This is a genomic window from Terrilactibacillus tamarindi (assembly GCF_009718825.1).
Classification (GTDB): Bacteria; Bacillota; Bacilli; order Bacillales; family Sporolactobacillaceae; genus Terrilactibacillus; species Terrilactibacillus tamarindi.
The window spans coordinates 89,389-109,403 of sequence record NZ_WNHB01000011.1; the positions used below are offsets into that span (position 1 = coordinate 89,389).

Consider the following 20,015-nt stretch of genomic DNA (forward strand, 5'->3'; position numbering starts at 1 on the left):
TGAGACTGATTTTCTAATTGGGACTGTTGTAATCTAAACTTTTTTCCCTAAAAGAAACCGAATAAAGGAGAATGAGCCATGGGTCTAAAGACAAAATTGAAACGCTTTTTTGACCTTGATCTTGATGATGAGTCCAATACCGAAATCAATCAAGATGAAACAGCTTCAACCTTAATGAAAGAGGATCATCGATCTTCACAGTCCAATAGACCCGTTAGTGCGCTTAAAAATGATAAAAAGGTTGTATCTCTACAGACCGTTCACTTACCTTCAAAAGTGATGTTCATGGAACCACAAACATTTGCAGATGTTGAGACAATGACCATTCATGTAAAAAGTCGGCGAACCGTCATCATTAATCTTGATCGTGTTTCTCCAGAATTGGGAAGACGTATACTGGATTTCTTAAGTGGAGCGACCTTTGCATTAGATGGACATATTCAAAAGTTAGCTGTAAATACATTTATGTTTGCACCTGAACATGTGGACATCACAAAAATTATTTCAGATTGGGAACAGAATAAACTATAAAAAAGGTGGGGAAACGATTTGGCCTATATGATAGCCGATATTGTTGCAAGAATCATTGAAATTTATTCATGGATTCTTATTATTTACATTCTAATGTCTTGGGTACCTAATGTGAAATCATCTTCAGTCGGTCAATTATTTGAAAGACTATGCGAGCCTTTTTTAGAACCATTTCGCAGGATTATTCCTCCAATTGGTGGCATGATTGATATTTCACCCATTGCAGCTTTTTTTGTCTTAAATTTAGCTTCAAGAGGCGTCGCTACACTAGCGTCGTATTTGTAGGGTAGACCATGACTTTATACGATCATTTTAGGAAGGAAGAAAGGCCTTTTATCGATCATGTTTTAGATTGGAAAGAGCAGGTTGAAATGAGATATCAGCCAAAACTAACGGAATTTCTGGATCCAAGGCAACAAGAAATGATTCGTTTAGTTATTGGAAATAACGAAGACGTGAATATAACATTTTTCGGTGGATATAAAGAAGCCGAACGGGCCAGAGCTTTTTTATATCCATCATACATAGAGCCATCTGAAGATAATTTTGATATTGCCTGTTTTGAACTTCGGTATGCTACTAAATTTGTGCAAATTGAGCATCCCAAATTATTGGGATCACTTCTCCATTTGGGTCTTATTCGAGATAAATTCGGTGATCTTTTAGTTGCAGATGGACGAGCACAGTTTATCGTTACAAAAGAGGTATCTGACTATATTAAATTGAATTTAACACATGTTGGGAAAAGTCCTGTACAAGCAGAGATAATTAAACCGAATGAGCTATTACATATTAGTCTAGATTGGAAAGAAACTACTGGAACTGTGTCTTCTATGAGATTGGATACTGTTTTAAGTGAAGTTTATCGTATGTCCAGAACAAAGGCTACCGAATATATCGACCATCTTTTAGTTAAAGTTAACTGGAAAGTGATTGAAAAAAATACATTTGAATTAAAGACAGGGGATATTTTGTCAGTTCGAGGAAAAGGCCGTTGTAAAATTATTCAGATTGAAGGCTTCACAAAAAAAGACAAAATACGCATCCGTTATGGTAAACTAGACTAGAGAGTATCTTTAACATCCGTTTCATCTAAGATAATTTTAATATTTATTAAAGGAATTTATCTTTTTTTGTCGAATTTAAGTAGTAACGATTACTGACTTGGAGGTGGCAACTTTGCCATTAACACCATTGGATATTCATAATAAGGAGTTTTCACGAGGTTTTCGTGGGTATGACGAAGACGAAGTCAATGATTTCTTAGATCAAATTATCAAAGATTACGAAACCCTCATTCGTGAGAAAAAAGACCTCGCTGAAGAAAAACGATTATTAGAAGAAAAAGTAAGCCACTTTTCTAATATTGAGACAACCTTAAATAAAACCATTCTTGTAGCTCAAGAAACAGCTGAGGAAGTTAAGCAAAATGCTTCCAAAGAAGCAAAATTAATTGTAAAAGAAGCAGAAAAAAATGCTGATCGTATTATTAATGAAGCGTTATCTAAAGCAAGAAAAGTAACAGTTGACATTGAAGAATTAAAAAAAGAAGCCAGTGTCTACCGCACAAGATTCCGCATGCTAATTGAAGCACAATTGGAATTACTTAAAAACGATGATTGGGATAGTCTTTCAAAACCGTTTGAAGAAGAAGAAATTGTCCAAAAATAGTAAGTATAACTTGACGAAAGGGTTAGCTTTTTCATATACTATGGCTAACTAGTTCAATTTGATATGATTAGAACGTTGAAGAGGAAAGTATTATTGGGTATGACGTAGGAAAGCGATTCAGGAAACGGTGTGAGCCTGATCTACATAACAATAAGAAAATCACCTCTGAGTTCCATTCCTGAAAGTATGTTGACGATTAAGGTTTGGCGTATCATTCGCGTTAAGAATGTTGGAGTCAGTAAAAGGTAAAGTCGTTTTTTTATTCTTTTACTATTAGGGTGGTACCACGGTCCTTCCGTCCCTTTTTGGGCGGGGGACCTTTTTATATTTTTACAGTGAAGATGTGGAGGAAGAAAAAATGAATTATAAAGACACCTTGCTCATGCCAAAAACTGATTTTCCAATGCGAGGTAATTTACCAAATAAAGAACCTAAAATGCAGGAACAATGGAAAACAGATCAAGTGTATAAGAAATCCCTAGATAGAACGGAAGGAAGACCTTTATTTGTATTACATGATGGCCCTCCTTACGCTAATGGTGATATCCATATAGGTCATGCAGAAAATAAAGTGTTAAAAGATATGATTATCCGATATAAATCGATGTCTGGTTTCAGAGCTCCTTATGTACCAGGATGGGATACACACGGGTTGCCTATTGAACAGGCTCTGACAAAAAAAGGAGTTAATCGTAAAAAGATGTCAGTAGCTGAATTTCGAGAAAAATGCATGGAATACGCTTTAAAACAAGTAGAACATCAAAAAACTCAATTTATGAAATTGGGGGTTCGTGGTGACTGGGAACATCCTTATGTCACATTAGATAAAAACTATGAAGCTGAACAAATTAAAGTATTTGGTGAGATGGCCAAAAAAGGATACATCTATAAGGATAAAAAAACCATTTATTGGTCTCCATCATCTGAATCTGCCTTAGCGGAAGCAGAGATTGAATATCAAGATAAACGTTCCCCATCAATTTATGTTGCATTTAAAGTGAAAGATGGTAAAAATGTGCTTCATCAAGATGAAGAAGTCGTTATTTGGACAACAACACCTTGGACCATGCCATCAAACCTTGGTATTGCGGTTAATCCTAAATTCACTTATAGTGTTGTCCAAGTGAAGGATCGTAAATTTGTTGTTGCAGAGGATTTAATCCATTCGTTAACGGAAACATTGGAATGGGAAAATCCTAAGGTCTTGCGTAATATAAATGGGAAAGATTTAGAATACGTGGTTTGTTGTCACCCTTTCTATGACCGTGATTCCTTAATGATTCTTGGAGACCACGTCACTCTTGATGCAGGTACTGGATGTGTTCATACAGCGCCTGGTCATGGTGAAGATGACTTCTTTATTGGGAAAAAATATGGTCTTGACATTTTATGTCCCGTTGATGAAAAAGGTGTACTCACACATGAAGCACCTGGTTTTGAAGGGCTATTCTATGATAAAGCAAATAAACCAATTACAGATAAGTTAAAAGAAGTTGGGGCTCTTCTTAAACTTGAATTCTTTACCCACTCATATCCACATGACTGGCGTACAAAAAAACCTGTCATTTTCCGTGCAACGAAGCAATGGTTTGCATCAATTAAAGCCATTCGGGATCAGATGCTTGAGGAAATCCACGAAATTAAGTGGGTGCCATCATGGGGAGAAACAAGACTCTTTAATATGATCCGAGATCGTGAAGATTGGTGTATTTCAAGACAAAGAGCGTGGGGCGTGCCAATTCCTGTCTTTTATGGTGAAGATGGAGAACCTATTATTACAGATGAAACGATTAATCATGTTTCTAACCTATTCAGGGAATATGGCTCTAATGTTTGGTTCGAAAGAGAAGCAAAAGACCTTCTTCCTGAAGGATTTACATCTGAACACAGTCCAAATGGTATTTTCAAAAAAGAAACAGACATTATGGATGTATGGTTTGATTCTGGATCATCCCATCAAGGGGTACTCGCATCAAGACCGGAACTTAGACGTCCGGCAGATCTCTATCTAGAAGGATCTGACCAATATCGTGGGTGGTTTAACTCATCACTATCAACAAGTGTTGCAGTCACGGGTAAAGCACCATACAAACAAATCCTTAGCCACGGCTTTGCACTCGATGGTGAAGGTAAAAAAATGAGTAAATCGGTCGGAAACGTGATTGATCCAATTAAAGTGATGAAACAGTTAGGTGCCGATATCATTCGATTATGGGTATCTTCAGTTGATTATCAAGCGGATGCAAGGGTATCTAACGAAATTTTAAATCAAGTGGCTGAAGTATATCGTAAAATTCGTAATACGATGCGCTTCATGCTTGGAAATTTAAATGGGTTCGAGGCAAGTGATCGAGTAGATTATAACGATATGCCTGAACTTGAACAATATATGATGATTAAATTGAATCATCTTGTAGAAAAAGTTAAAACAGCATATGATCAATACCAATTCTTAACAGTATATAATGCCATCCATAACTACTGCACAACAGATCTTAGTGCCTTTTATATGGATATAGCAAAAGATACTTTATATATTGAACCGAAAAATAGCTTGCGTCGTAAATCAGCTCAAACGGTTCTTTATGATACCATTACAGCTCTTACAAAATTATTATCACCCATTATTCCGCACACTGCAGAAGAGGTTTGGAGCTACATTCCTGGAACGGAAGGATACGTACAACTAACAGATATGCCGGAAGTTCAAACATTTGATAATGCTCCTGAATTAAAGGACAAATGGGATAAATTGGTTGACTTGCGTAATGATGTATTAAAATCACTTGAAAAAGCTCGAAACGCAAAAATTATTGGAAAATCACTTGAAGCGGGTGTCACATTATATCCAAGTGAAGCATATGGAACTTTTTTAAAGGATGCAAAAGAATTGGATAAACTATTCATCGTATCAGAAGTCCATATTGGCGGTAGCTTAGACGATGCTCCAGCAGAAAGCGAGTCATATCAAGACGTTGCTGTTGTTGTAAAACCTGCTGAAGGTGAAAAATGTGAACGTTGTTGGACTATTTCTCCAACTGTTGGAGAGGATCATGATCATCCAACACTCTGTTCATCGTGTGCAGCTATTGTAAAAGAGAATTATGAAGGTTAATTTGTAAAAACTTAGTTAGTCTAAAACCTCCTTATTTGATGAACACTAAGAGATGTTCGAAGGATAAGGAGGGTTTTTCATGCGGTTGCGGTCTTATCGAAACTTAAAAAAATCATTATTCGAACGAAAAGCTGAAATAGAAAAATCACTTAATATAAATGAAGAATTTGGAACAGAAATTGCCTTTGCGGATGATAACGCTTCTGGTGAATTATCGCAATATGACAATCATCCTGCTGATTCTGGAACACAGTTATACGAACGCGAAAAAGACATTACTCTTAAGCGTTTAGCACGGAGAGAACTTAATGAAATACAACATGCCTTGGATAAGTTAGAAAACGGAACGTACGGCATTGATGAAAAAACAGGGAAAAAGATCCCCTATGCAAGACTTAAAGCATTGCCAACAGCAAGAACAGCGGTTGATCTTTCCGCAAAACAGGCTGTTCACAGTGATATAAGACCTGTTGATGAAAGTTTTTTATTGGAAAATGCGGAAAGCACTCTTGGAGACAAACTCGACTACGATGAGGAAAATGCTTACGATATTGTCGCTTCATATAACGATATAGACATGGTATACGATGATTCATCGATTATTGATAGTAGTAACGATCAAGTTGGATATGTTGAAAATATTGAAGCTGTCCTTGCAACAGGTATCGACGGGTATCATGGTGACGAGGAAGTTCAATTTTTACGAAATGTCCAATATGACAAAGAAATGAAAAGAGATCATGGGTATTTTACCGAAGATTTAGATGTTGATGATGAGGATCTCGGTTACGATGAATGATTTAAAACCCTCCACTGCTAAGATAGAGTGGAGGGTATATTCTTAATTAAAACTGGTTTATGCTGTTTACAATAGATTTAACATAGCCTATTATAACCCGGTATGCTAAAATTTTAGAAGTGAGATAAGTCAGTTTAGGGGGGGCGGTTTCTTGATATATTATCTTCTTGCACTCATTGTTTTAGGTATCGACCAAATTTCAAAATATATGATTGTAAAAAATATGGATGTTGGACAAAGTATAACTATGATCCCACAGTTTCTATACGTTACATCAATCCGAAATAAAGGTGCAGCTTGGAGCATATTGGAAGGACAAAGATTATTCTTTTTTATTGTGACCTTCGTCGTTCTCGTTATTGTGATCTATTATATGCAGAAAATCGGAAGGTTTCGTCCATTATTAGGGCTCGCCTTGGCATTTGTTTTGGCAGGAACAGTAGGGAATTTTCTTGACCGTTTATTTAGGGGTGAGGTCGTTGATTTTATACATACCGTTTTTGGATCCTACCAATTTCCGGTTTTTAATGTCGCTGATTCCTCTCTTTTCATTGGAGTTGTCCTTATCATTATTTATATTTTGATTACAGAAAAGAAGGAGAAGAAAAATGGAAGTTTTAAGTAAGGTTATTCGTGAAGATGAACAGGGAGAAAGGCTTGATAAGTGGGTTTCTCAAACGTTGCCTGATCAATCACGAAGTCGTATTCAAGAACTCATTAAGACAAACTGTATTAAAGTAAATGGGAAATCCGTGAAGCCAAATTATCGTATTAGTCCAAATGATGAGATTATGATCACGATTGTTGATCCTGAACCTCTTGATGTCATACCGGAGGACATACCGCTTGACATCGTATATGAAGATGCTTCTGTTCTTGTTGTAAACAAGCCAAGAGGAATGGTTGTACACCCAGCTCCAGGACATCCTAATGGGACATTGGTCAATGCTCTGATGTATCATTGCAAGGATCTCTCTGGAATTAATGGGGTACTCAGACCCGGCATTGTCCACAGAATTGATAAAGATACATCGGGGCTAATCATGATTGCTAAAAATGATGAAGCCCACCATTCACTCGTAGAGCAATTAAAAGCGAAAACGACACATCGAATTTATAAAGCGATTGTTCATGGCGTGATCACACACGATGAAGGAACCATTGATGCCCCAATAGGGCGTGCTGAGTCAGACCGCAAAAAGATGGCTGTTACAAAACTTCATAGCCGTGAAGCGGTAACTCATTTTGATGTTGAAGAACGATTTGATGGCTATACCTATGTGTCCTGTAAACTCGAAACAGGAAGAACACATCAAATACGGGTCCATATGGCGTACATTGGCCATCCTGTTGCTGGCGATCCAAAGTACGGACCTAAAAAAACATTAGGGATCAAAGGACAAGCTCTGCATGCAGCTGAATTAGGCTTTGTTCATCCGGTAAGTAAAGAGAAAATGATATTTAAGGCCCCACTTCCTAAAGACATGGAGAAAGAGTTAAAAAAATTAAGAGCAAACTATTGACATTAGTACCCCAGTTTGAGATACTTAACGTGCTTAAAGGAACTTAAAATCAAATAATTGAAACCTTTAATTATGAGTCCAGAGAGGCCAAGAAGGTAAACTATACTGTTATATGTTTGGGATGAATGCCCAAAATATACTTTTTATCTTAGTTTAGATTACCAACCTCTTTCCTAACATGGACAAGAGGTTTTATTATTTTAAAAAGGATGACGAGCCATGGCAGAAAAAAGCATCATGGATGCACAAGCAATAAGACGTGCGTTAACGCGTTTATCCCATGAAATCATCGAACGAAATAAAGGTGTAAACCACGTTGTATTAGCTGGAGTGAAAACGCGTGGTGTCTTCATTGCGGAAAGGCTCGCTGAACGAATTAAACAAATTGAAGGTCAAAAATTAAATGTAGGCGAAATCGATATTACCCTTTATCGAGACGATGTAAAAAAGAAAAGTTTAGAGCCTGAATTAAAAGAGACGCATATTCCAGTAGCTGTGGAGAATAAAACCGTCATTATAGTTGATGATGTTCTTTACACAGGTAGAACAGCTAGAGCAGCAATGGAAGCAATTATGGATATTGGTCGACCTGAACGCATTCAACTTGCAGTCCTGATTGATCGTGGTCATCGTGAACTTCCGATAAGACCGGACTACATCGGAAAAAATGTTCCAACTTCCAAATCGGAAATTATTGCGGTTCATATCGAAGAAGTCGATCAAGAAGATGGCGTATTTATAGAAGAATAAAATTAAACGATTCACCCTTTTAAATGCAGTACCGAGAGACTGATAAGGGGGCATAATTTGGTGTGCATGTGTATACCAAAAAACCTCTTTATCAAAACAAATGATAAAGAGGTTTTTTGTTTGTTAAGAATAAAATTTGGGAGGCTAACTAAATGGCTAATCTGTTAACAATGAATGATTTATCTGCAAGAGACATTGAATGGATTTTAGATCGCGCGGAATCAATTCAGAAAGATAAAAAGAAATTTAGAGAGTCTAAACCCATACTCGTAACCAATCTTTTTTTTGAACCTAGTACACGTACGAGATTCAGTTTTGAAACGGCAGAGAAAAGACTTGGCTTTCAAGTACTTAACTTTACATCTGAGACATCTAGTACAACTAAAGGCGAAACGTTGTATGATACAGTCAGGACGCTAGAAGAGATTGGAACGGATATAGCTGTTATAAGACATAAAGATGATCATTACTTCGATCAATTAATTCATAATAATATCAAATTGAATATCGTTAATGCAGGGGATGGAAGTGGGCATCATCCTACTCAATCATTGCTTGACCTCCTAACAATAAGACAAGAGTTTATCTTGTTTCAAGGATTGACCGTTGCCATAATTGGTGACTTAAGACATAGCCGGGTAGCTCGGTCAGATGCGGAAGTGTTAACAAGTCTCGGATGTAGGGTCGTTTTCTCTGGTCCTAAAGAATGGCATAATCCGGAATTACCAGGTGACTATATGCCAATGGATGAGGCTGTTCGTATAGCCGATGTTGTGATGATGCTAAGAATTCAACATGAAAGACATCAACATACATTAGATCTTACTAAGGAAGAGTATCATCAGGCTTATGGCTTAACATTGAAACGATCAGAAATGATGAAAAAAGGAAGTATTATCATGCATCCAGCACCTGTTAATCGCGGCGTTGAAATTGCAGATGAATTGGTTGAAAGCGAAAACTCGAGAATATTTAAACAAATGCATAATGGTGTGGCGATCCGAATGGCTGTTCTCGAATGGGCACTTGAAACAGAGAGAGGGGAAATGAATCGTGGCGAACTTATTAAAGAATGGTAAGGTTTTTATAAACGGACAATTAGAACAAAAAGATATACTCATAAAGGATGGGAAAATCACCAAAATAGAAGATAATATATTAGAAGACGGAGCTAACATCATAGATGTTGAAGGTAAAATTGTTTCACCAGGATTTGTCGATGTTCATGTCCATCTTCGTGAACCAGGCGGAGAGCACAAAGAAACAATCAAGACAGGAACAGAGGCAGCGGCTCGCGGTGGTTTTACGACAGTATGTGCCATGCCAAACACAAAACCCGTACCTGATCGTCCGGAGCGTATGAAGGCTTTACTTGAAAAAATTAAAGAAGATGCCGTTGTTCATGTCCTTCCTTATGGTGCCATTACTCAGGATTTAAAAGGTGAAGTATTGACGGATGTAAAAGCACTGAAAGAACTCGGAACATTTGCTCTTACTGACGATGGTGTCGGTGTTCAAACAGCGGGGATGATGTTCGAAGCGATGAAAGCTGCAGCAAAATGCAACGTCCCAGTTGTCGCTCACTGTGAAGATAATTCACTCATTTATGGTGGAGTCGTGCATGATGGAAAATTCGCAAGAGAACATGGAATTAAAGGAATCCCAAATATTTGTGAAGCCACTCAAATTGCAAGAGATGTTTTATTAGCAGAAGCAGCCGGTGCTCATTATCATGTATGCCACGTCAGTACGAAAGAATCCGTTCGTGTGATCAGAGATGCCAAACGTGCCGGTATTCATGTAACAGCAGAAGTAACACCTCATCATATGCTGCTAACTGAAGAGGATATACCGGGGATTGACACCAACTACAAAATGAATCCGCCACTTCGTAGTAAAGAAGATCATCAAGCTTTAATCGAAGGTTTAATGGATGGAACCATTGATATGATTGCAACGGACCATGCCCCGCATTCGGAAAGTGAAAAAGCGAAACCAATTGAAAAAGCGCCATTTGGCATTGTTGGTTCAGAAACAGCCTTTCCATTATTGTATACCCATTTTGTGAAAGAAGGACGAATGACCTTAACAGAGCTTCTCTCTTTCATGACGGTCAAACCAGCGAAAACGTTTAACCTTGATTGTGGAAAAATCGAAGTTGGAAAAGAAGCAGATATCGTTGTTATTGACTTAGAAAAAGAACAAAAAATCGATGTTAACCAGTTTTACTCAAAAGGCAAAAATACACCTTTCGATGGATGGAATTGTATTGGATGGCCAATCATGACATTTGTTTCAGGACAGCTAGCATGGAAAGAAGGAGTGACAGTACAATGAGTAAGCAACAATTGATTTTAGAAAATGGAACAGTATTCGTCGGAGAACAACTAGGCAGCTCAAATGGTATGAAGGGTGAAGTTGTTTTTAATACAGGAATGACGGGCTATCAAGAAATTATGACGGACCCATCATACTTCGGTCAAATTGTTGTATTGACTTATCCTCTTATCGGAAACTACGGAATTAACCGATCAGATTTCGAATCAAAAGCCCCCTTTATCTCGGGGCTTGTTGTTCGAGAAGCACAAGATGTACCTTCACATTGGCGCAGTGAACAATCCTTAGATGCTTTTCTAAAAAGCTATGATATTCCTGCGATTCAAGGAATTGATACGCGGAAATTAACAAAAATGATTCGTGAATACGGAACATTACGAGGAAAGATTTGTTCAATGGATGTGGATGCCAGTGAAGTCGTGAAAGAGCTTAATAAATGGGAACTCCCCACGCATCAAGTGAGTCAAGTAACAACCAAAATGTCATATACAAGTCCTGGGCAAGGACGCCGAATTGTACTCGTCGATTTTGGGATGAAAAAAGGGATCCTTAGAGAGTGTGTACGACGTGGCTTTGACATAACCGTCGTTCCTGCAACGACAGGAGCTGAAGAAATTCTTAACCTTCAACCGGATGGTGTTATATTAAGTAATGGACCTGGAGATCCAAAATCGGTACCGGATGCGATCCAAATGGTAAGAGAACTTCTTGGTAAAACACCGATTTTTGGAATCTGTCTCGGTCATCAATTACTAGCTCTTGCATGCGGAGCTAACACAGAGAAAATGCGATTCGGTCACAGAGGATCTAACCACCCGGTAAAAGATTTGGAAACAGGTCAATTCATGCTCACTTCTCAAAATCATGGCTATACTGTTGATGAAAAATCATTAGAACTCACTCAATTATCTGTTACGCATCTTGCGATAAATGACCAAACAATCGAAGGACTTAAACATAGAGATTATCCAGCATTTAGTGTGCAATTCCACCCTGAAGCTTCTCCAGGGCCAGAAGACAGCAATCCATTGTTTGATAAATTCCAACAAATGATCGAACAAACTAAGAAAGCAGGTGTTCAATTTGCCTAAGCGTCAAGACATCAAGAAAATTCTCGTCATCGGATCAGGTCCAATTGTGATCGGACAAGCGGCTGAATTTGATTACTCAGGGACTCAGGCTTGTCAATCTTTAAAAGAAGAAGGATATGAAGTGATATTAATCAATTCAAATCCAGCAACGATTATGACTGATACGGATATGGCAGATCGCGTCTATATTGAACCACTAACCGTTTCTTTCGTAAGTAAAATTATTCGTAAAGAACGTCCAGATGGAATGCTTGCGACATTAGGTGGTCAAACAGCACTTAATTTGGCCATTGATCTCGATCGTACCGGTATACTCGATGAACTAAACGTTCAACTCCTAGGAACAAATCTTGAAAGTATTGATAAAGCGGAAGATCGTGAGAAGTTTAGAGCTTTAATGCTTGAGATTGGTGAACCCGTTCCTGAAAGTGACATTGTGACGAGTCTGGAAGAAGCCAAACACTTTGTAGAAAAAATTGGCTATCCGGTCATCATTAGACCAGCCTTTACACTTGGTGGAACAGGTGGCGGTATTGTAGAAAATGAAGAAGAACTAAATGTCATTGTTGAAAATGGTCTGAAACAAAGCCCAGTTCATCAAGTTCTTATTGAGCGCAGCATTGCAGGATTCAAAGAAATTGAATATGAAGTCATGCGTGATGCCAATGACGGGGCGATCAGTGTCTGTCATATGGAAAACATTGATCCAGTAGGGATTCACACTGGTGACTCAATCGTAACTGCACCATGTCAAACCTTAACAGATCGTGATATTCAAAGACTGAGAAGTGTTTCATTAAAAATTGTACGTGCTCTTAAAATTGAAGGTGGATGTAACGTACAATTAGCTTTAGATCCTAATAGTGATAATTATTACATCATTGAAGTTAATCCACGTGTTAGCAGATCATCTGCCCTTGCGTCGAAAGCGACTGGGTATCCTATTGCAAAAGTAGCTGCGAAAATTGCTGCTGGTTATCATTTAGATGAAATAAAAAACGCTGTAACGGGTTCGACGTATGCTAGCTTTGAGCCTTCATTAGATTATGTTGTAACAAAGATACCAAGATGGCCATTTGATAAATTTGATGCAGCCAACCGAAAACTAGGAACACAAATGAAGGCAACTGGTGAAGTTTTAGCTCTTGGACGCACATTTGAGGAATCTATCTTAAAAGCGGTTAGATCCCTGGAAACGGATACGATGCACCTCCATTTGAAAGAGAGTGAAGAACTCTCTACAGATGAATTAATGGCTAAAATTCAAAAAGCAGATGACCGTAGATTATTCTTCATTGCAGAACTTATGAGGCGTGGAAGTTCCATAGAAGATATTTGGAAGCCTACGAAAATTAATCGCTTCTTCCTAATGAAAATAGAAAATATCATCAAGATGGAACAACATCTAAAAACGGCAAAAAACGATCTAGATACCTTATATAAGGCCAAACGGATGGGATTTTCAGATAGCATCATCGCTGATATTTGGGGAGCTTCAGAACGTGATATTTATACCTTAAGAAAAGACAATGGAATGATTCCTGTATATAAAATGGTTGATACATGTTCGGGTGAGTTTGAGTCGGAAACACCTTACTATTACAGCACTTATGAAGAGGAAAATGAGTCCATCACGTCTAACAAAGAAAGTGTTCTTGTCCTTGGTTCGGGTCCCATTCGAATTGGTCAAGGCGTAGAATTCGATTATGCGACTGTTCATACAGTTTGGGGCATTAAAGAGAAAGGCTACGAAGCCATTATTATTAATAATAACCCTGAAACAGTCTCCACAGATTTCAGTATCTCGGACAAACTATATGTTGAGCCATTAACGATTGAAGATGTCATGCATGTTGTGGATCTTGAAAAACCAAAAGGTGTCATCGTTCAATTTGGTGGTCAAACGGCGATAAATTTAGCTGAAGAACTATCAAATCGTGGCGTACAAATTCTAGGGACTTCGCTTGATGCAATGGATCAGGCAGAAGACAGAGATCGTTTTGAACAACTGCTCTTAAATCTTAATATAGACCGTCCAGCTGGAAAAACAGCCTTCTCGATTGAAGGGGCTATCGATATTGCCAATTCACTTGGCTATCCTGTTCTCGTTAGACCATCCTATGTATTAGGTGGAAGAGCAATGGAAATTGTTTATCGACAAGAAGAATTAGAGCGATACATGAAAAATGCTGTAAAAATAAACCCTGATCATCCAGTTCTCATTGATCGTTATTTAGTGGGTACGGAAATCGAAGTAGACGCCATTTCTGATGGTGAAACCGTCTATATTCCTGGAATTATGGAACATATTGAACGTGCAGGTGTTCACTCAGGCGACTCCATTGCGGTTTACCCTCCACAAAGTTTAAGTGTTGAATTAAAGGACAAAATCATTGAAACAACCATAAAATTGGCACGTGGACTTAAAATAGTCGGACTCCTAAACATCCAATTTGTTATTCATCAAAATAATGTGTATGTCATCGAGGTAAACCCAAGAGCAAGTCGTACGGTACCATTTATTAGTAAAATAACGGGTGTACCAATGGCGAAATTAGCGACTTATGTCATTCTTGGTGAAACTCTAGAAGGTCTTGGTTACAAAACAGGTGCCCACCCAGAACCAGAACGTGAAGTTTCCGTTAAAGTGCCTGTCTTCTCATTTGCCAAATTGCGCAGTGTTGATATTACGCTTGGACCTGAAATGAAATCAACTGGTGAAGTTATGGGTCGAGATATAACTTTGGAGAAAGCCTTATATAAAGGTCTTATTGCGAGTGGCATGTCGATTCCTTTACATGGATCGGTTTTATTCACAATTGCCGATCACGACAAAGAAGAGTCTTTACCACTGATCAAACGTTTCTATGATATTGGGTACAATCTGCTTGCTACAGAAGGCACCGCACGTTTTATTAGAGAACATCAGATTCCTGTTACAACTGTAAATAAAATTGATGGCGATGCACCGAATATGCTTGATGTTATCCGCCATGGCGAGGCCCAATTTATTGTAAATACCTTAACAAGAGGAAAAAGACCGGCTCGTGATGGATTCCGCATCCGACGAGAGTCAGTCGAAAATGGCGTTGTATGTTTGACATCTCTTGATACCGTTGAAGCATTACTTCGTGTACTTGAGTCACTCGCTTTTAGTGCTGAAAGTATGCCTACCTTTGCAAAAGTGTGAAATTCATCAGAAAGAAGACGGAGGCTTGACTACGATGATAAATGAAAAAATGCTCATCACAAAAAACACCTGTATAGCACCAAAAATATATGAATTGACAGTTCAAGGAGATTTGGTGGATCTTATACGTGAACCTGGACAATTCGTTCATATTAAAGTATCTGATGGAACTTTACCCTTATTAAGACGCCCCATCAGTATTGCTTCAATTAATCGGAATACCAAAGAATTGACTTTAATTTATCGGGTGGATGGAGTTGGAACAAAGACATTATCTTTACGTAGTCAAGGCGACCGATTGGAAATACTAGGCCCTTTGGGGCATGGTTTTCCTCTTGATGTCATAAATCAGGGTGAAACGGCTGTTCTTGTAGGCGGGGGCATTGGTGTCCCTCCGCTTTATGAGTTATCAAAATCTCTTAGTAAAAAAGGGATCAAGGTCATTCACGTGTTAGGATTTAGAACACTTGAGGATACCTTTTATCAAAAACAATTTGAAGAACTTGGGAAGACCGTAATTGTAACGGATGATGGCTCATCTAAATTTAAAGGAACGGTGATTGATGCGCTCCAGCTATTAAATTTAAATTACCAGGTGATGTATGCATGCGGTCCGACGCCCATGCTTGCTGCACTTGAAAACGGCTATTCAGACAAACCATTATATTTATCCCTTGAAGAGCGGATGGGATGTGCGGTTGGCGCTTGTATGGCCTGTGTTTGCCATACGGTGGATGAAGACGATGAAAAAGGCTATCGTAAAGTGTGTTCTGATGGTCCTGTATTTAAGTCAGGAGAGGTGAAATTATCATGTTAAACGTTAAGCTGCCCGGATTAGACATGAAAAATCCAGTTATGCCAGCATCGGGGTGTTTTTCTTTCGGCAAGGAATATGGTGATTTTTTTGATCTTAATCTCCTTGGGGCCATTGCAATAAAATCGGCAACAAAAGAAGCTCGTTTTGGTAATCCCACCCCTCGCGTTGCTGAAACAACGGCTGGAATGCTCAATGCAATAGGGTTACAAAATCCGGGAGTGGAGCACATTTTAGATCATGAGTTAAAAGATCTTGAAGGCATAGATACACCGATCCTAGCCAATATTGCTGGTAAGCAAGTCGATGATTATGTTTATACGGCAGAGAAAATGTCACAGTCACCACGAGTAAATGCCCTTGAATTGAATATTTCTTGCCCGAACGTAAAAGAAGGCGGCATTACGTTTGGTACAGTTCCGGAAATTGCTGCTCATTTAACTGAAAAAGTAAAGGCCGTATCGGACGTTCCGGTTTACGTTAAATTATCCCCCAACGTTAGTGATATTGTTGGGATGGCAAAGGCGGTTGAAGAAGCTGGTGCAGACGGTTTATCGATGATTAATACGTTGATGGGAATGCGAATTAATTTAAAAACACAAAAACCGATTTTAGCGAATAAAGCGGGAGGTCTCAGCGGCCCTGCGATAAAACCTGTGGCTATTCGGATGATTTATGAAGTAAGTCAGAACGTGAACATCCCAATTATTGGGATGGGAGGCATTCAAGATGCTGATGATGTTATCGAATTTTTCTTAGCTGGTGCAAGTGCTGTAGCGGTAGGAACGGCTAACTTTGTGGATCCGTTTTGCTGTCCAAACATAATCAAAGAACTCCCTGAAAAATTAAAACAAATGAATGTCGATCATATCGATGAATTAAGAGGGAGGAGTTGGGGAAGATGTTAAACAATAAGCTCATTGTTGCGTTAGATGTTTCTTCTAAAGATGACATGTTTTCGTTACTTAAACGAGTCAATCAACCGAACGCCTTCGTAAAAGTTGGTATGGAACTTTTTTTTCAAGAAGGACCAGATATTATCAAGCAATTAAAAGAGCGGAATTATCGTATCTTTCTTGATTTAAAATGTCATGATATCCCGACGACTGTCTATCGTACGATGAAGGGTTTGGCCAAGCTTGGTGTAGACATGGTCAACGTTCATGCTGCTGGTGGTGCGGCTATGATGAGAGCAGCTGTTAAAGGATTAAGTGAAGGATCAAGGGATGGTAAAAAAACGATCTGTCTCGCTGTCACTCAGTTGACAAGTACAAATGACGATATGCTTCATCATGAAATATTAATTGACAAACCAATGAATGAGGTCATTCAAGCCTATAGTCAACTTGCCTATGAAAGCGGTATTGATGGCGTAGTATGTTCACCTTGGGAAGCGAGTCTCGTTAAAGAAGCAACATCTGAAACCTTTGTGACGGTGACGCCTGGGATTCGCCTCATGTCCGATAAACAAGACGATCAAGAAAGAGTAGCCACGCCTAGCAAAGCTCGTGAACTTGGCAGTGATTATATTGTGGTGGGTCGAAGTATTACACAAGCTGAGGATCCAGAGAAGGCCTACTTAGAAGTACAACAACAATGGGGGCGTTAATAAAATGAATCATTCTCAAACAATTGCACGACATCTACTAGAAATCCAAGCGGTGATTTTACAACCTAAGGATCCCTTTACGTGGGCTTCTGGTATTAAATCACCTGTTTATTGCGATAATCGTCTAACGTTAAGCTATCCTGACATTAGATCTGCGATTATTTCAGGATTTGTCGATTTAATCAAAAATCATTACCCTGACGCAGAAGTCATCGCTGGAACGGCAACTGCAGGCATTCCACACGCGGCTTTAATCGCACAAGAAATGAATTTACCGATGGTCTATGTTCGTAGTGCAGCGAAATCACATGGTAAGAAAAAACAGATAGAAGGTCTTGTGAAACCGGGTCAAAAAGTCGTTGTGATTGAAGATTTAATCTCTACTGGAGGCAGTGTTTTAAAAGCTGTTGATGCTCTTAAAGCCGTTGATGCAGAAGTATTAGGCGTTGCTGCGATCTTTACCTATCAATTACCGAGGGCAGATCAACAATTTAAAACAGCAGAAACACAGCTTAACACACTGACAAATTTTGAAGTTTTGATTGAAGAAGCACTCACGCAAAATGTCATTACTAATGAACAGTTAGTAGCATTAAAAAAATGGTACAAAGATCCAGAAAATCAAGATTGGATGCTTCAAGTATAAAGTGAAACTTCCATCAGTGGGGGTCTTTACTTGCCGTAAATTTACGTTAATAGGAAAGAGAAAGCGACTGTCACTAACGACAGTCGCTTTAAACTTTCTTACATTTCATTTTTTAATTTTAAGACGAGTGATTCATCGGGCGTGACATAGAGCGTTTTTTGATGATCGTAAATCACAAACCCAGGTTTTGCGCCATTTGGTTTTCTAACATGCCTAATTTGTGTGTAATCAACAGGAACTTGGCTCGATAATTTTGACTTACTATAGAAGGCAGCCAAACATGCGGCTTCTTCAATGGTTTCGTCAGATGGGTCTGTCGTTTGGATGACGACATGGGAACCAGGGATATCTTTCGTATGCAGCCAAATCTCGTCACTTTTACCTACTTTCATCGTCAAATAATCGTTTTGAATATTATTTTTCCCTACAAGGATGGAAGTACCATCTGTTGCAGTATAACGGTCTAGCTCTGGTCGTTGACGCTTTGTCTGTTTACGATTCGATTTCTTTTGTTTCCTCTTCTTTAAATAGCCACCATCTTCAAGTTCTAGACGTATTTCTTCGATATCTTTTAATGAGGCGGAGTCGATTTGCTGCAATAGGCCTTCAAAATATTGAATTTCATTAACCGTCAATTCTATCTGTTTTTTTACGACGGTATTCGCCGTTTTTGCTTTAGTATATTTTTTAAAAAAAGCTTGTGCATTTTCAGATGGGGTTCGATTTGGGTTTAGAGGTATCGTTAGTTTTGCTTGATTTTCATCATAATAATTAACCACTTCAATCGATTTATCCCCCCTGTGAATAAGATGCATATGGGCAGTTAACAATTCTCCATACAGTTGATACGTTTTGGCTTCGCTGGATGCCTTCAATGTTTTTTCTAATTTCTTTCTTTTAAGCTGATTTTTCTTAAGTTCGTTTGAGATAAAATGCTTCAGGTCGCCAGCACGTTGTTTGACAAGATCATTATCAGCTTTTAATAAATAATATTGATCCAACATGTCATTAACATCATCAAATGTTAATTTATTTCCATTAATATGGGTTAAGTCAATAATGTGGAAAGTATCTTTGCCTTCTTTTGTATAAATGATTTGCGGGTGATCATGATGATGAATAATATCATCTTGAATGGATTTAAAAGCTGACACAATCGCCTTTGGATTTGGAAGCCCAGCTCGAAATAGGACCTCTTTCGAAAGCTGTGGTGAAAAGCCTGTAATCGATTGAGTCAATTGTTGATCAAGTTTTCCAGCATTAAAATCAAGGCTTCGTAAGAGATCATCAGACGTCATGGTTAGTGGATCTTTTTTTTCTTGACTTGGCGGATTAACATATTCTTGTCCAGGTAAAATCGTTCGATAGCGGTTAACGCTTGAAGAAATATGTTTCATACTATCAATAATCAGGCCTCTATCTTTTTCAATTAAAACGACATTACTGTGTCGTCCCATTATTTCTATAATCAATCGTTTAATGGTTATATCACCGAGTTCATTTCGCGTACGAAAATCCATTTGAATGATTCTTTCACAACCGACTTGTGTGAAACTTTCAAGAAAACTACCTTCAAGATGTTTACGTAGTAACATACAAAACATCGTCGGTTCTTTAGGATTATCGTAGCTCGCTTTTGTTAAATGAAGTCTAGCAAAACTTGCATTTATGGATATTAATAGTTTATGGTTTTTTCCATTAGAACGAATATGAAGTAAAAGATCGTATGGATTAGGTTGATAAATTCTGGTTAATCTACCACTAACAAGTTTTTGAAGAGCATGTGTGACAGAACGAACAACGATTCCATCAAAAGGCATTTTGGATTCCTCACTTTCTATACCAAGCGCATTTTATCATGATAATAAAAATACACGTCTATTTAGTATAGCATTTTATTTAACCTGAGTCATTTTATAGTCATTTATCTAAAAAGATG

Annotated in this window: 18 protein-coding genes and 1 other annotated feature; of the genes, 17 read left to right on the forward strand and 1 reads right to left on the reverse strand. The window is 38.3% G+C overall.

The window, feature by feature from the left end; translation table 11 throughout:
• Positions 1-78: 78 nt before the first annotated feature.
• The 17 genes from GMB86_RS08380 (at position 79) to pyrE (ending at position 18,076) form a co-directional block, all read left to right on the forward strand.
• A complete protein-coding gene (locus tag GMB86_RS08380) occupies positions 79-531 on the forward strand; it encodes a cell division protein SepF (protein WP_155218643.1) in 453 nt (150 codons plus the stop codon).
• 27 nt (positions 532-558) lie between these two features.
• Positions 559-816: a YggT family protein gene (locus GMB86_RS08385; protein WP_155218683.1), complete on the forward strand. Its 258-nt coding sequence runs from the start codon at positions 559-561 to the stop codon at positions 814-816.
• An 8-nt stretch (positions 817-824) separates the two neighbouring features.
• Positions 825-1,598, forward strand: coding sequence for a YlmH family RNA-binding protein (locus tag GMB86_RS08390; protein WP_155218645.1), 774 nt, complete (start codon positions 825-827; stop codon positions 1,596-1,598).
• 112 nt (positions 1,599-1,710) lie between these two features.
• Positions 1,711-2,202, forward strand: a complete 492-nt coding sequence (locus GMB86_RS08395; protein ID WP_155218647.1) for a DivIVA domain-containing protein — start codon at positions 1,711-1,713, stop codon at positions 2,200-2,202.
• Between the two features lie 66 nt (positions 2,203-2,268).
• Positions 2,269-2,508: a binding site (T-box leader), on the forward strand.
• 52 nt (positions 2,509-2,560) lie between these two features.
• Positions 2,561-5,317: an isoleucine--tRNA ligase gene (gene ileS, locus GMB86_RS08400; RefSeq protein WP_155218649.1), complete on the forward strand. Its 2,757-nt coding sequence runs from the start codon at positions 2,561-2,563 to the stop codon at positions 5,315-5,317.
• A gap of 79 nt (positions 5,318-5,396) precedes the next feature.
• Entirely contained in the window at positions 5,397-6,116 is a 720-nt protein-coding gene (locus GMB86_RS08405) for a TraR/DksA C4-type zinc finger protein (protein ID WP_155218651.1), read from the forward strand.
• Between the two features lie 151 nt (positions 6,117-6,267).
• Positions 6,268-6,741, forward strand: coding sequence for a signal peptidase II (gene lspA / locus GMB86_RS08410; RefSeq protein WP_155218653.1), 474 nt, complete (start codon positions 6,268-6,270; stop codon positions 6,739-6,741).
• Positions 6,725-7,639 carry an RluA family pseudouridine synthase gene (locus GMB86_RS08415; RefSeq protein WP_155218655.1) on the forward strand — a complete coding sequence of 305 codons (915 nt, stop codon included), beginning with the start codon at positions 6,725-6,727 and terminating at the stop codon, positions 7,637-7,639. Before lspA ends, GMB86_RS08415 begins: the two co-directional genes overlap by 17 nt.
• 219 nt (positions 7,640-7,858) lie before the next feature.
• On the forward strand, positions 7,859-8,389 hold the full coding sequence (gene pyrR, locus GMB86_RS08420; RefSeq protein ID WP_155218657.1) for a bifunctional pyr operon transcriptional regulator/uracil phosphoribosyltransferase PyrR: 531 nt from the start codon (positions 7,859-7,861) through the stop codon (positions 8,387-8,389).
• Positions 8,390-8,541: 152 nt separating this feature from the next.
• Positions 8,542-9,468, forward strand: a complete 927-nt coding sequence (locus GMB86_RS08425; protein ID WP_155218659.1) for an aspartate carbamoyltransferase catalytic subunit — start codon at positions 8,542-8,544, stop codon at positions 9,466-9,468.
• Complete coding sequence (locus tag GMB86_RS08430; RefSeq protein ID WP_329602831.1) at positions 9,443-10,726, forward strand: dihydroorotase; 1,284 nt, start codon at positions 9,443-9,445, stop codon at positions 10,724-10,726. Before GMB86_RS08425 ends, GMB86_RS08430 begins: the two co-directional genes overlap by 26 nt.
• Positions 10,723-11,817: a carbamoyl phosphate synthase small subunit gene (locus GMB86_RS08435; protein ID WP_155218661.1), complete on the forward strand. Its 1,095-nt coding sequence runs from the start codon at positions 10,723-10,725 to the stop codon at positions 11,815-11,817. Before GMB86_RS08430 ends, GMB86_RS08435 begins: the two co-directional genes overlap by 4 nt.
• Positions 11,810-15,007 (forward strand): carbamoyl-phosphate synthase large subunit, encoded by a 3,198-nt coding sequence (gene carB / locus GMB86_RS08440; RefSeq protein ID WP_155218663.1) that lies wholly within the window; start codon positions 11,810-11,812, stop codon positions 15,005-15,007. Before GMB86_RS08435 ends, carB begins: the two co-directional genes overlap by 8 nt.
• Before the next feature lie 34 nt (positions 15,008-15,041).
• Positions 15,042-15,824, forward strand: coding sequence for a dihydroorotate dehydrogenase electron transfer subunit (locus GMB86_RS08445; RefSeq protein ID WP_155218665.1), 783 nt, complete (start codon positions 15,042-15,044; stop codon positions 15,822-15,824).
• Positions 15,818-16,729 carry a dihydroorotate dehydrogenase gene (locus GMB86_RS08450; RefSeq protein WP_155218667.1) on the forward strand — a complete coding sequence of 304 codons (912 nt, stop codon included), beginning with the start codon at positions 15,818-15,820 and terminating at the stop codon, positions 16,727-16,729. The genes GMB86_RS08445 and GMB86_RS08450 overlap by 7 nt, the downstream gene beginning before the upstream one ends.
• On the forward strand, positions 16,723-17,430 hold the full coding sequence (gene pyrF / locus GMB86_RS08455; protein WP_155218669.1) for an orotidine-5'-phosphate decarboxylase: 708 nt from the start codon (positions 16,723-16,725) through the stop codon (positions 17,428-17,430). The genes GMB86_RS08450 and pyrF overlap by 7 nt, the downstream gene beginning before the upstream one ends.
• Positions 17,431-17,434: 4 nt before the next feature.
• Positions 17,435-18,076 (forward strand): orotate phosphoribosyltransferase, encoded by a 642-nt coding sequence (gene pyrE, locus GMB86_RS08460; RefSeq protein ID WP_155218671.1) that lies wholly within the window; start codon positions 17,435-17,437, stop codon positions 18,074-18,076.
• A 98-nt stretch (positions 18,077-18,174) separates the two neighbouring features.
• On the opposite strand, the gene GMB86_RS08465 is transcribed toward pyrE, so the two are convergent.
• Positions 18,175-19,896: an Rqc2 family fibronectin-binding protein gene (locus tag GMB86_RS08465; protein ID WP_155218673.1), complete on the reverse strand. Its 1,722-nt coding sequence runs from the start codon at positions 19,894-19,896 to the stop codon at positions 18,175-18,177.
• Positions 19,897-20,015: the final 119 nt, after the last annotated feature.